The following is a 13,914-nucleotide window of genomic DNA, read 5'->3' on the forward strand; positions in this document are numbered from 1 at the left end:
TTTGTCACAGTCCCTCTTTTTCTGTTCATGTCGTTAAAGAAATAGAAACAAAAGTCATTGAAATAGCACAAAAAAACATGAAGGACTTACGGATATTTTTCTTTTTTTCTGTGCATTTTTATAACTCACTAAAGTCATGATTGATTGACTCTAAAAATTGAAATTCCTTATCTGAATAAGAAAAGACAAGAATACAACAATTTGAAAATTGAACCTTCTTTACTTCAGGAAAAGAAAGCCATTTTTGAAGAAACAGATACAAAGAGCCACCATGACTAACGGCTAACACTTCTTGATGGTCAGGTTTTTCCATGATTTCAGTCAGTGTATCGACCATCCTTTCTTGTAACTCTTGACTGCTTTCTCCACCAAAAGGGACAAAAAAGTCACCATATGAAGTTTCTCCTAGTTTATGAGGAGGGTTGAGCGACTCGCTTTCGCCTTCAAAGACACCAAAATTCCATTCTTTTAATCCTTTTACTCGCTGATAAGGAAGCGTGGTAACTTGTTCTACCGTATCAATGGCTCTTTCTGAAGTGGAAGTATAAGCATGATCTAAGGTGATTTGATTGTCAGAAAAATAATTACCAGCTATTTTTGCTTGAGCAATACCTTTCGCCGTTAGTGGTGAATCGCTCCAACCTTGGATTCTTTTTAGTTGGTTGAATAACGTTTCTCCGTGTCGCATTAGATATAATTTTTTTGTCATTTTTCATTCCTTCTTTACTTAAAATTTTGTTAATTGCAGCGTTTCTATCTGTCTTTAATTAAATCATACAGGTTTGAGTGCACTCTAAGTCAACTGTTTATTCTAAAAATTCTGACCTTTATCCAATTTTCCGTTATAATAAATTTGATAGTCTGAAAAGTTCATGGATGAATGACTCTATTCAGCTGTCGACTTTTTACTTTTACTTGAATTTAGACTAAAAGGAGTTAAAAAATGAAAAAAATTGCTTATTTAAGCATTGCTATTGGCACACTTGGATTATTGGCAGGGTGCCAAAGTAATGAGAACCAGAATCAGCCCCAAAATCAATCGAACACACAGACAAGCAAAACACAAACGGTGAGAGATAGTAGTGCTTCCTCGAGTACAACAGGAAAATCGATTAAAGGTGATTTACGTGTTTCAGTTGAAGAGGCAATCAAAGCTTATCAAGATACTTATCCTGATAGTGACATTACCTCTCTTGAACTAGATACATCATTCGGTGCTTATTATTACAAGATTGAAGGAGTCAATGATACTACTGAGTTTGAAATCAAAGTGGATGGTGTCACGAAAAAGGTGGAGAAAGAACGAGAAGAACAACTTGATAGGGATGAGCAGAATGGCGTGAAACGAAGAGAAGATAAAATCGACATTCAAAACTTGTTAAGTATCGAAAAAGCTGCTGAGATTGCTGTCCAGCAAGTCGGTGGTGGAACAGCTACAGATTGGGATCTAGATAAAGATCTTGGAATTACTTTTTGGGAAGTTACTGTTGAAAACAATCAGCAAGAAACAACCGTCAAAATGAATGCTCAGACAGGTGAAATTTTAGAAACAGAAGTAGATGACTAAAATGTTTTTTCGAAAAAAACGCTCTCAAAATAATTGAAATTCTTGTCCATAAGATATAGTATATACCGTGAAGTATATACTATATCTTTTTTTGTAAAAATTCAGTCAAAATTAAAGGAGCTTAGACTATTTTTATGGTGGACAAAGAAACCAAAAACAAATTTACGCAAGTCGCTTCAAAAATCGAACAACGAATTGAAGAGGGGATCTATGTCAGTTCACAAAAATTACCTTCAGAATATGATTTAGCCAAAGAATTTCAATGCAGTCGTTTGACCATTCGAAAGGCAATTGATCTGTTAATTCAAAAAAACGTGTTAGTAAAACGACCAGGTAAAGGCAGTTATGTGATGTCTCAGCAAAAAATCCAAAGTGGCCGTGCAGGTCTCCAAGGATTTACTGAAGCAGCTAAATCATATGGAAAGACGAGCAAAACAGAAGTTATTTCTTTTCGAAAATTACTCAAAGACAACGAAAAAATTCGTCACGCCCTACAGTTAACTCCTGACACAACCATTTACGAATTGATTCGAAGACGTTTACTTGACGGGGAACCGATGACTGTCGAAAAAATTTATTTAGCTGAAAGCTTCGTTGCAGATTTTACGATTGAAGACTTTAGTGGTTCGCTATTTGAGCTATTAGAAAAGCAAGTCGAAATCGCTTATTCTCATCAAGAAGTCGAAGCGATTTTAGTGGAGGAGGAAATGGCCGATTTACTAGATGTTTCTGTTGGTAATCCTTTATTAAGAGTGCAGTCTGTCACCTATGCAATTGATGCAGAACCTATTTTTTATGACACTTCATATTATCGAGCAGACCGTTATACATTTAAAAATACATTAACTCGTTATAGCCAATAGGAGGTCATTATGAATATTCACCAGTTAATTGAAGCAAACAAGGAACAGTTTTATCAAGATCTAAATGAAGTAATACAAATCAAAAGTGTGAAGGGCACACCCGAAAAAAATGCACCATTTGGTCGAGGGCCAAAAGAAGCGCTTGAAAAAGCCCTGTCTTTGTCTGAAAGCTATGGTTTCAAAACAATGAATGTCAAAGATGCGGTTGGGTATGCACAATGGGGAAACGATTCTGAGTATATTGGAATTATCGGACATTTGGATGTTGTTCCAGAAGGTGCTGGTTGGTCATTTCCACCCTATCAGTTGACAAAAAAAGCTGGGCGTTTTTATGCACGTGGTATCTTAGATAACAAAGGTCCTATCATCGCATGTCTGTATGGTATGAAGTTATTAAAAGAGGCTGGATTTGTCCCTAAAAAAACGATTCGAATCCTTTTTGGAACAGATGAAGAAAGTGGTAGTTCTGATATTCCTATGTATTTGAGCCAAGAAAAGCCACCGATAGTTGGTTTCACGCCTGATTGTAAATATCCTGTTGTGTATGGAGAACGCGGAATCGTCAACTACCAAATTTTGACCACTTTTGATACGCAGGAATTAAATCAACTAGGAAATTTTGACGGTGACCAAGCAAAAGATCATGTACCTGACCAACTATCTATCACAATCAATCAAGAAAAAATAACGGTAAGCGGAAAACGTGCACCTTCTAATGCACCAGAGTTAGGTGAAAATGCCATTACTTTAATAGCCGAAAAAATTATAAAAGACCAATTAGTAACGGGAGAATTGCAGAATTATTTTTCTTGGATAGCAAATTCTCTTGCAAATCAACACAATGGGGAAGGATTAGCGTTAAATTTTGAAGACGAAGACAGTGGCAAACTGATTTTGACACCCTATGAATTGCTGAAAACAGAAACTGGGTTGATCTTATCAATTGCTATTCGTTATCCTGTTTCTATAACTGAAGAAGAAGTTACCGAAATGCTCCTTAGTCAGTTACCAAAAAATAGTACAATGAAAGTTGTGCGCCGAATCAAAAGTAGTTTGTTTCCTAAAAATGATCCGTTTGTCCAAAAGTTGACTGCGGTTTATGAAGATGTAACGAAAGAAGATGGAGCGCCTGTAACGACCACTGGTGCAACTTACGCCAGATTCATGCCGAATACCGTTGCATTCGGACCTTCATTTCCAGGACAAAAAGGGATTGCGCATAATCAAGATGAGTATATGGATGAAAGTGATTTATTGTTAAATCTGGAAATTTATATGCGGGCAATCATTGCTTTGACCGAATAAGAAGCCAAAAAGAGTCTAGAACAAAAGTTTCCCAAATAGATAAACCGCCTAAAACTCGTTTCTAAAAAACGGTGATTTTAGGCGGTTTTAAAATTGAAAATAGACTAAGGTGACTGGATTTTTAGTTTTTCTCGTCTTTTTTTCAAATAAACAGTGTTTAAGCAGTAGTTCCTTTCAAGTAAGCCTAAATTCCATAAAAATTTGAGAATCTATTTTTAGAAACGTGTCCTTATTGCTTGAAGTTAAGCGCTTGGAGCTGCGACCTCTTTTCTTACAGAAATGAGAGCTTGATTGTTTTTTTATGAGAAAGTCAACTTTTTGATTCTTTCGGTATATACAAAATAGTATATACTAATTATAATGTTTTTATGAAAGCGCATTAGTTGAAACGAAATGGAAAGGGTGAATAGGATGCGAGGTGCGATTGCTACTTGGCGAATGGCACATGATGGTGTCGTTGAAGCACTACGAATTTTAGAAAAAAATGAACGAGCGGGCGATGCGGTAGAAGCACTGATTAAAACCGTGGAGGATTACCCGTATTATAAATCAGTAGGTTATGGTGGGTTACCAAATGCTCAAGGTATTTTAGAAATGGATGCCGCTTTTATGGATGGTGACTCTTTTAAAATCGGTGCTGTCGCTGGAATAACCGATGTTAAAAATCCAATTACGGTGGCTAGACGTTTAAGTGAGGAAAAATTCAACAGTTTTTTAGTTGGAAACGGTGCAACACAATACTCGATGTTACATGATTTTGAGCGAAAAAATATGTTAACACCTCGTGCGCATAAAATTTGGGAAAAGCGGTTAAAAGAAATCCAAGAAAAACAGCTAAATCCTTATGATGGTCATGATACGGTCGGAGCCATCACTTTAGACAACTACGGGTCGATGGCAGCAGGGACTTCCAGCTCGGGTTTATTCATGAAAAAGCCCGGACGTGTCGGAGATTCACCGCTTTCTGGTTCAGGCTTTTATGTAGACAGTACGATTGGTGGAGCAGCTGCAACTGGATTAGGCGAAGATTTGATGAAAGGTTGTTTGTCTTATGAAATTGTTCGATTGATGGGCAGTGGCGTTAGTCCTCAAGATGCCTGTGACCAGGCAGTCTATTCTTTTGAAACAAAACTCAAAGAACGCTATGGAAAAGCTGGTGCATTTTCACTCATTGCAATGAATACAGCAGGAGAGTGGGGGGTCGCCACCAATGTTGAATTTACCTTTAGTGTTGGTACACAAACACAAGCACCGCAAATTTTCCTTGCCAATCCAGGGAAAGATCAGACAACGCTGATTGAACCTATCACGAAGGAATGGCTGGAAGCCTATGAGAAAAGAATCAAAGCACCAATTGATTAAAAATAAAAAATAAGTTAAGGAGTGAATCAAATGAAGAAAAAAATTTATTTGTTTTGTGATGCTGGCATGTCCACAAGTATTATGGTCAATAAAATGATGGAAGTTGTCCAAGCACATCAGATGCCGTTAGAAATTACTGCATTTCCAGTTGCCAGAGCACAAGAAGTCGTTGATCAAGAAAAACCGATTGCGATTTTATTGGGGCCTCAAGTGCGCTTTTTGCTCGAAAAAGTTCGGACACAGTTTTCACCACAAAATATTCCAGTTGCTGCAATCTCTCCCGAAATCTATGGCATGATGGACGGCGAAGGTGCGTTGAAAGAAGCACTTAAATTGATCAAGAAAAATAAACAATAACGTGGAGGACAACTATGCAAAAATTTTTGAATTGGCTGGAAAAAGTATTAACTCCTTTAGCCAAAGTCATTGGTGAAAATAAATATTTAGTTGCTATTCGTGATGGATTCCTATTGTCAACGCCTTTATTGATTGTCGGCTCTGTCTTTCTTTTGATTGCTAATTTTCCTCTGCCCCAGTGGAACGAATGGATGTCTACCTTGCTTGGTGACAACTGGGAGTCAATGATGTCCGTACCTGCCAGCGCGAGTTTCGATGTTATGACCATTTTAGCTGTAGTCGGAATTGCCTACAGTTTAGGGAAACAATTTCATGTTGACGCAATGCAGTCAGGGATTATCGCATTGGTTTCTTTCTTTATTTTAACGCCGTATCAGACATTGTTTACACCCGAAGGAAGCACCACTGTTTACGAAGTAACTAGCTTACCTCTTAAGTGGATGGGTTCTAGCGGTTTATTCCTTGGAATGATTGTCGCGTTGATCTCTACTCGTTTGTTTGTTGCAATGGTGCGCAAAGGTTGGACAATCAAGATGCCTGATGGTGTACCACCTACTGTAGTGAAATCATTTGAAGCACTTATTCCAAGTTTTGTCGTAGTAACGATGATGTTTTTGGTCAACTGGCTCGTTTCGTTGACTTCTTACGGCAATCTACAAGATGTTATCTTCACGTTTTTACAAACGCCATTATTAAGCTTAGGAAATACGTTAGGGGCTATGGTTATCGCATATCTGTTCTTGCATTTCTTTTGGTTTTTTGGAATCAATGGAAGCAGTGTCGTTGGGGCTGTATTCAACCCAGTCCTCCGAGCGTTATCCGTCGAAAATCTTCAAGCATTCAAAGATGGACATGAAATTCCGAATATCATTACTGGACAATTCCAAGATATGTTCGCAACTTTTGGTGGTGCAGGTTCAACTTTGTCATTAATTGTGGTAATGGTTCTTTTCTGTAAAAGTCAACGAATCAAAAAGTTATCGCAGTTATCTTTAATTCCTGGAATTTTTGGAATTAACGAGCCAGTTATTTTTGGATTACCGATCGTTTTGAATCCCATTTTATTAGTTCCTTTCGCTTTAGTTCCAACAATCAATATCATTATTGCCTACTTTTCAATGAATATCGGATTGGTTCCTTATACAAATGGTATTCAGTTGCCATGGACAACTCCACCAATCATTTCTGGATTTTTAGTTAGTGGATGGCAAGGTGCTGTGTTACAAGGAATTTTATTTGTTTTAGGAATGGCAATTTATTATCCGTTTATCAAAGTAATGGATGTCCAATATCTTCGAGAAGAGATGAAAACCAAAGAAGAAGAACTTGATGAAATCAACTTAGATGATTTTGATTTTGATGACATTTAACTTTTTAACTAAAAAGAACCAGCAAGGCAGTGATGATTTTTGTCTTGTTGGTTTTTATTTATTGGAAAAGAAGCGGTACATAAACAGAAAAACAACAAATTTTAAAGAATTTTAAGATAGCAACCTAGGCAATAGTTGGATATAATAGAAGTGTTTTAATGACTGATGAAGTGAATAGAAGTGATGAAACAAAAATTGGAGGATTCAAATGAAAAGAAGCGACCAGAAAAAACGAAAAAGCTTTATTCCATATATTCTAGGTGCCACAGCTGTTGTAGCAATAGCTGGTGGAGGTTTTTTTTATTATCAACATTCTCAAGAAACCAAAACTGTTAACGAAGCGAAAACAACGATTAAACAATTTGTGAAGGCACTTGATAAAGGCGATTACAAAAAAGCAACGACCTTATTAGTACCAACCACGAAAAAATCGGAATGGACGACTCAAGAAATTTTAGAAAAGTATCAAAATATCTATGATGCTGTCGATATAAAAGGATATACTGTATCGGATTTAACTGTCGAAAAAAAGAAAAAGGATACATATACTTTTTCTTATACAGCTAAAATGAGTACAGCTCTGGGCGAACTAAAAGACCTAAATTTTGAAGGAACGCTAATTCGCGAAAAAGATGGACCCAAAATCAATTGGCAACCCAATTTAATTTTTCCTACTATGGAAAATGGGGACAAAGTTAGTTTGAACACTCAAGAGGCAACTCGTGGTGAGATACTAGATCGAAATGGCGAAGGATTAGCAACTAAGGGTCAGTTGAAGCAACTAGGTGTCGTGCCAAGTAAGTTAGGCGAAGGCGAAGAAAAAAATGCCAATATCAAAACCCTTGCTGAGCGAACACAATTGACAGAAGACACAATCAATCAAGCCATCTCACAGAGCTGGGTTCAACCAGATTATTTTGTTCCACTCAAAATAATTGACGGGGAAACCCCAGAATTACCTGCGGGTGCAACAATTCAAGAAGTAACTGGGCGATACTATCCTTTAAGTGAAGCCGCTGCACAATTAATTGGTTATGTAGGAGATATTACTGCCGAAGATATTGAAAAGAATCCAAAATTAAGTAGCGTAGGAAAAATTGGACGTTCTGGTCTGGAAATGGCTTTTGACAAAGAGTTACGTGGAACTAACGGTGGAAAATTAGTTATCACAGACGAAAATGGCAATGAAAAAAATGTACTTCAAGAACAAAAAGTTAAAAATGGTGAATCAATAAAATTGACAATTGATGCAAAAGCTCAAAAGATTGCTTATGATGAATTAGGTGGAGAAGCTGGCTCAACTGTGGCTACTACACCAAAAACAGGTGATTTACTCGTTTTAGCAAGTTCACCAAGTTACGATCCCAACAAAATGACTAATGGCATCTCTGAAAAGGACTACCAAGCATATGCCGATGATAAAAACCAACCATTTATCAGCCGTTTTGCTACTGGCTATGCACCAGGTTCTACATTTAAAATGATCACTGCAGCAATTGGCTTGGACAATGGCACACTAAATCCTGAAGAAAATCTAACTATTGATGGATTAAAATGGCAAAAAGATTCTTCTTGGGGCTCTTACGAAGTTACGCGGGTAAGTGATGTGGCACAAGTTGATTTACGAAACGCGTTGGTTTACTCTGATAATATTTATATGGCACAGCAAACATTGAAAATGGGGGAAAAAGCATTTCGCTCAGGCTTAGACAAGTTCATTTTTGGCGAAGAGTTGGATTTACCTATTAGTATGAATCCTGCACAGATTTCTAATGAAGATAGCTTTAAATCAGAAATTTTGTTAGCAGATACTGGCTATGGCCAAGGAGAATTATTGATTACACCAATCCAACAAGCGACGATGTATTCCGTTTTTGCTAACAATGGAAAGCTTATCTATCCTAAGCTAGTTGTAGATGCGAAAACAAAAACCAAAGATGATGTGATTAGTGACGCTGCTGTTCAAACAATCTTGCCAGACTTAGAAGCTGTTGTAACTGATCCTAATGGGACTGCACATTCTCTGGCTAGCTTAGGTATTCCTATAGCAGCAAAAACAGGTACAGCGGAAATCAAAGAAAAGCAAGATGAAAAAGGACAAGAGAATAGCTTCTTATTTGCTACAAATCCAACTAATCAAGGCTATCTCATGGTAAGTATGTTAGAGGATAAAAAAGAAGATGATTCTGCAACAAAACGAGCACCAGAATTAGTAAACTATCTAAATGCAACTTATCAATAAAGGTTGTAGCGCAAAATACTTAACTCCGACAATATAACAAGCAGTCACTCATGATAGTCCTTCATATTTTGAAGGGAATGCAAGTTCTATCGAGGAGTTATTTTGGGAACAACGAGGGAAAGGTTGTGGCGCAAGACGTTCAGCTTCAAGCAATAAGATTTTCTTTCTAAAAATAGTTCCTCATGTTTTTATCAAAGAAGAGCTTGTTGCTGAAGTAGTTGCTTTGGGAAGACTGCCTATTCAACGAAAGGAGGTATGACAAAAGTCTTGTCATACCTCCTTTTTGTTGGTGAAACCTACGTTGAATCATCTAGTTAAACGTTATTAAACCTTAATCTTAAGCTTACTGAAACGATAAATGGAAATTGATACCTTTTCCGGACATTCAAAAATCATTAAAAACTTGAAAAGTGTCTCAAAGAAAATGCTTTTTACTTAATAATCATTCTCTCAAATCTATCAATCAGCCAATCAAATGATACTTTTCAAGCGTATCAAGACTTTCTAAAATGGTTTCTTCGTTATTGCTAAGTGGTTGCCAACCTAAGAGATCTTTTGCCTTTTGATTACTAACGTTACGATTGATTTCAAGCATTAGCTTGCCTTCTTGCGCGGAAGCATTGAACAGGGCACCTAACTTAACAAAGGTGTTGGGTAAAAGATGATTGAGTTTCATTTTTTTAGCAAGTTCTGGTCGTTTCTTTTTGATAAGCGCAATGATTTCAGCCATTGAGATTTGGCCATCCTCAGTAGCGATAAACCGTTGATTTTTTGCCTGTGGATGTGTCATTGCTCGAACGTGCAAATCAGCGACATCACGGACATTAACAAGGTTTAAAGGAAGGTTGGGCATCGGTGAACCATTGAACAGGCTGTTTAATAATACGAAACTACCAGAAACATGTTCATTAAGAGAAGCACCCATAATTGCAACTGGATTGATGGTAGTTAATTCTAATGACGTGTTTGAATCTTCAATAAATTTCCATGCTGCTTTTTCAGCCAACAACTTGGATTTTTCATAAGCAGACAAGCCTTTTTCATCGGGATTCGTCCAATTTGCTTCCGTTGTGAGTGAGGATCGGTCTTTGTTACTAAAACCTACTGCTCCAAAATTTGCTGTCATGACAACACGTTTTACTTTTGCTCGCGCGGCAGCTTTTAAAATTCGTAGTGTTCCTTCCTCTGATTGCTGGCTAATAGTCAAATCTTTATTTTTGGCATCGAAAAGAGGTGAAGCAACACTCAAGACATAGGTGATACCAGCCATTGCTTCCTCCCAACCTTCATCTTTAGCCAAATCAGCTTGGATAAAACTTAGTTTTTCACTATTTTCCACCTGATTATTCCTTAACGTTTCCCAAACATCTGCTTGTTTAGTGAGGGATCTTAATGTTGCGCGAACTTCATACCCTTGATTCAAAAGAGCTAAAATAATTTGCATACCTAAATAGCCATTTCCACCTGTAACTAATACTTTATCTGTCATTTTTCTATCTCCTATCAGTTGCTTTTTTTTGATTCATTTGTTTATGCTACTTATACTAGACCCTAGAGCATACTCTAGGGCAAGGAAAAAAGAAAAAAGGTGAAAAAATGAGTTACTCAATCAAAGAAGTCTCTCAAAAAGTCGGGCTATCTATTTACACATTACGATTCTACGACAAGCAAGGACTGCTTCCTTTTGTAGCAAGAAATGACGCAGGTTACCGTGAATTTACAGAGGGTGACTTAAAACTGATTCATACAATTTGCTGTCTAAAAGAAACAGGAATGAAAATAAGTGATATTCGACAGTACATTGAATTTGTCATGGCTGGTCCTGAAACGGTTGATTTACGAAAGAAACTTTTGTTGAGTCACCGACAAGAAGTATTAGAAAGGCAGAAAAAAATCGAAGAAAGTTTACAAGAAATCGACTACAAGATTGGTATGTATAGTTCGGAGGATGCGAAAAAACAAGTTGCTTTAGAAGTAAGCTATGCAATTGCTGAAAAAGAAAAGAATGGTTTAATGAATCCTTATGTGGAATGAAACTAAAAAAGTGTAATAAACTTCGTCGTTTGGCGAGGTTTATTTTTTTGCAAAAAAAATTAGTTGGAAAAGAAAATAATTTTGTAAGACAAGCTAGTTGATTTTTACATTAAATAATTAATAAAAAATAGTTGACAAATAGTTCGGTGCCGAACTATAATGAGTGACGAAATAAAGTTCGGTACCGAACTAAAAGAAAGGGATTTTGAAAATGAGTGAATTATCTGAACGTTTGATGAAACAACTACGTTTTATTAGTGAAGCAAGTAATGCTTTTATGAGTCAAAAAAAGCAAAAGTTTACTGGACAGCAACGAGTATTGTCAATTTTACGACTAGAGGATGGATTAGTCCAAAGCTACCTTGCTGAAGTTTTAGATTTACGACCAAGCTCGTTGGCGGAACTAATGAAGAAAATGGAAAAAAGTGGAGATATTACTCGCGAAGAAGATGAAAATGATAAACGAACAAAACGTGTTTATCTAACAGAACAAGGAAGAGAAAAAGCGGAGAAAAATGCGTCCTTCAAGCAAGAAAACCAAAGCGAAATCTTTTTTGCTGGTTTAACAGAAGAAGAACAAACAACTTTCAGTAACTTGTTAGAAAAAATTTCTAGTGGTTGGAGTGGCGAATTTCATCGTCAATCCGAAAAATTTATTGATCCATTAGATCGTTTCCAAGCAATGCAAGAAATGCGTGAAGCTCTATTTGAAGAATACGGTGGAGATTGGCAAAATTTATCACCAGAGGATTTACGAAAAATGCGTCGCGAAATGAAACGAATGATGCGAAAATCGCCATTTGGTGAACGTGGTGGTCGTCCAGATTTCCCACAAGATTTTCCAAACCGATTTGGTCGTGATTTTCGACGTGATTTCTGGCGAAGTGGCCCAAACAGAGGAAAACAACCATTTAACAACGATGATTCTCATAGAAACAATGAGGATGAATGGGAAGATTTTTAAACTATCAAAAATTTTAGAATGAGTTTTAGGTATTAGGAGGAAAAGAAAATGGCACGAGGTGGCGGCGGACAACCCGCAAGATTTGCTGAAGAACTACCAGCATCTACTGGAGCATTTAAATTCAAAGATTTTATGAAATTGATTAACAGTGTAAGCTCAAAGAAAGGTTTATTTTTATTTGGGATCTTACTTAGTTTAGTGACAAGTGGCGCAAGTTTGGTAGTACCTCAGTTAACAAAGGGGCTGGTTGATACCAGTGAATTATCAAAAATTGACGGGAAAATGGTCGCAGTGCTACTTGTTGCATTTGCTGTTTATCTTGGTTTTGGAACGATTGGTGGTTTTTTACTTCGTTATGTTGGTGAAGATTCTGTTAAATCTCTAAGAGAAAAGTTATGGGCACATTTGCTTCACTTACCTGTAAGTTATTATGATGAACATAAATCAGGTGAAAGCAGCTCTCGTTTAGTAAATGACACAACAGTGATCAAAGATTTAGTAACGACGCAATTTCCAAACTTTATTACCGGAGCAATCCAATTAGTTGGCTCAGTTATTATTTTGGTCATTATGGATTGGAAGATGGCAATGTTGATGTTTGTTGCAGTACCAATCGTCATGATTATCATGATTCCAATTGGTAAGATGATGTCTAAAATTGGGCGCCAACTACAAGGAGCAACTGCTGATTTTAATGCGGATGCTACAGAAAAACTTGCTGAAATCCGTTTAATCAAATCAAGTAACGGGGAAGAAGCAGAAAAAAATAGTGGTCGTACGTTTATCGAAAAGATTTTTGTATTAGGTGTCAAAGATGCCAAAATCGAAGCTGTTCTACAACCAATTATGATGACAGCAATGCTTGGATTGTTTGTTGGGATTCTTGGATATGGCGCAGTTCGTGTTCAAGCAGGTACGTTAACAAGTGGTGAACTGGTAGCATTCCTTTTGTATCTATTTAATATCATCACACCTGTGACAAGCTTTGCGATGTTTTTCTCTCAAGCGCAAAAAGCAATGGGGGCAACTGAACGTATCCAACAAATTTTGGAAACGAAGATTGAAAAAAACGGTGAAGTTGCTGTCAATGTTGCAGGAAAAACAATCCAAGCAGAAAATATTTCTTTCAGCTATGAAGAAAATCATCCAATTCTAAAGGATATTTCATTTTATGCAAAACCTAATACAGTGGTCGCTTTTGCTGGACCAAGTGGTGGCGGGAAGTCAACGATTTTCTCATTACTTGAACGTTTTTACCAACCAACAGCAGGTAAAATGACTGTTGGCAATCAAGATATTCAGTCGTTTGATTTGAATGAATGGCGTTCACAAATTGGCTATGTATCACAAGATAGTGCAGTTTTTGCTGGAAGTATCCGAGATAATTTGCAATATGGTTTGGGTAGAACATTAAACGATGACGAGCTTTGGCATGGGTTAAGTTTAGCGTATGCTGATCAGTTTGTTCGTGATTTCCCTGAACAATTGGATACCGAAATTGGAGAACGTGGTGTGAAATTATCGGGTGGTCAAAAACAACGAATTGCGATTGCCCGTGCATTTTTACGAAACCCACAAATTTTGATGTTAGATGAAGCAACTGCAAGCTTGGATTCACAATCAGAAGAAAAAGTCCAACGTGCATTAGATCATTTGATGAAAGGTCGAACAACCTTAGTCATTGCCCATCGTTTATCAACAATTGTCGATGCAGATCAGATTTATTTCATTGAAAAAGGAACGGTTACTGGACATGGGACTCACAGCGAGTTGATTCATTCCCATAGTTTGTATGCTGAGTATGTCAATGAACAGATCGTTAATTAAATTTTGTCATAAATAATAGTAAA

At 37.0% G+C, this 13,914-nt stretch carries 12 protein-coding genes; 10 read left to right on the forward strand and 2 right to left on the reverse strand.

What is annotated here, in order from left to right; translation table 11 throughout:
* Positions 1–118: 118 nt before the first annotated feature.
* Positions 119–709, reverse strand: coding sequence for a histidine phosphatase family protein (locus tag DOK81_RS02915; protein ID WP_206907861.1), 591 nt, complete (start codon positions 707–709; stop codon positions 119–121).
* Positions 710–943: 234 nt separating this feature from the next.
* Here DOK81_RS02915 and DOK81_RS02920 point away from each other — a divergent pair, with 234 nt between their 5' ends.
* The 7 genes from DOK81_RS02920 to DOK81_RS02950 all read left to right on the forward strand — a co-directional run bounded on the left by DOK81_RS02920 (position 944) and on the right by DOK81_RS02950 (position 9,066).
* Positions 944–1,567, forward strand: a complete 624-nt coding sequence (locus DOK81_RS02920) for a PepSY domain-containing protein (RefSeq protein WP_206907863.1) — start codon at positions 944–946, stop codon at positions 1,565–1,567.
* A 134-nt stretch (positions 1,568–1,701) separates the two neighbouring features.
* Positions 1,702–2,430: a GntR family transcriptional regulator, LSA1692 subfamily gene (locus DOK81_RS02925; RefSeq protein WP_206907865.1), complete on the forward strand. Its 729-nt coding sequence runs from the start codon at positions 1,702–1,704 to the stop codon at positions 2,428–2,430.
* Between the two features lie 9 nt (positions 2,431–2,439).
* The gene (locus DOK81_RS02930; protein WP_206907867.1) at positions 2,440–3,735 is read left to right on the forward strand and encodes a M20 family metallopeptidase; all 1,296 of its coding nucleotides are present in this window, start codon (positions 2,440–2,442) and stop codon (positions 3,733–3,735) included.
* 411 nt (positions 3,736–4,146) lie between these two features.
* Positions 4,147–5,097 (forward strand): N(4)-(beta-N-acetylglucosaminyl)-L-asparaginase, encoded by a 951-nt coding sequence (locus tag DOK81_RS02935; RefSeq protein WP_206907869.1) that lies wholly within the window; start codon positions 4,147–4,149, stop codon positions 5,095–5,097.
* 30 nt (positions 5,098–5,127) lie between these two features.
* On the forward strand, positions 5,128–5,454 hold the full coding sequence (locus DOK81_RS02940) for a PTS sugar transporter subunit IIB (protein WP_206907871.1): 327 nt from the start codon (positions 5,128–5,130) through the stop codon (positions 5,452–5,454).
* Positions 5,455–5,468: 14 nt separating this feature from the next.
* Positions 5,469–6,824 (forward strand): PTS cellobiose transporter subunit IIC, encoded by a 1,356-nt coding sequence (celB, locus tag DOK81_RS02945; protein WP_206907873.1) that lies wholly within the window; start codon positions 5,469–5,471, stop codon positions 6,822–6,824.
* Between the two features lie 208 nt (positions 6,825–7,032).
* The gene (locus tag DOK81_RS02950) at positions 7,033–9,066 is read left to right on the forward strand and encodes a penicillin-binding transpeptidase domain-containing protein (RefSeq protein ID WP_206907875.1); all 2,034 of its coding nucleotides are present in this window, start codon (positions 7,033–7,035) and stop codon (positions 9,064–9,066) included.
* Between the two features lie 463 nt (positions 9,067–9,529).
* On the opposite strand, the gene DOK81_RS02955 is transcribed toward DOK81_RS02950, so the two are convergent.
* Positions 9,530–10,555, reverse strand: a complete 1,026-nt coding sequence (locus DOK81_RS02955) for an aldehyde reductase (protein ID WP_206907877.1) — start codon at positions 10,553–10,555, stop codon at positions 9,530–9,532.
* 107 nt (positions 10,556–10,662) lie between these two features.
* On the opposite strand from DOK81_RS02955, the gene DOK81_RS02960 reads away from it, so the two are divergent.
* The 3 genes from DOK81_RS02960 (at position 10,663) to DOK81_RS02970 (ending at position 13,891) form a co-directional block, all read left to right on the forward strand.
* Positions 10,663–11,100, forward strand: a complete 438-nt coding sequence (locus DOK81_RS02960) for a MerR family transcriptional regulator (protein ID WP_206907879.1) — start codon at positions 10,663–10,665, stop codon at positions 11,098–11,100.
* Between the two features lie 211 nt (positions 11,101–11,311).
* A complete protein-coding gene (locus DOK81_RS02965) occupies positions 11,312–12,064 on the forward strand; it encodes a MarR family winged helix-turn-helix transcriptional regulator (protein ID WP_206907881.1) in 753 nt (250 codons plus the stop codon).
* Between the two features lie 132 nt (positions 12,065–12,196).
* The gene (locus DOK81_RS02970) at positions 12,197–13,891 is read left to right on the forward strand and encodes an ABC transporter ATP-binding protein (RefSeq protein ID WP_242589878.1); all 1,695 of its coding nucleotides are present in this window, start codon (positions 12,197–12,199) and stop codon (positions 13,889–13,891) included.
* Positions 13,892–13,914 lie beyond the last annotated feature (23 nt).

It is taken from the genome of Enterococcus sp. DIV0660C, from assembly GCF_017316125.1.
Classification (GTDB): Bacteria; Bacillota; Bacilli; order Lactobacillales; family Enterococcaceae; genus Enterococcus_B.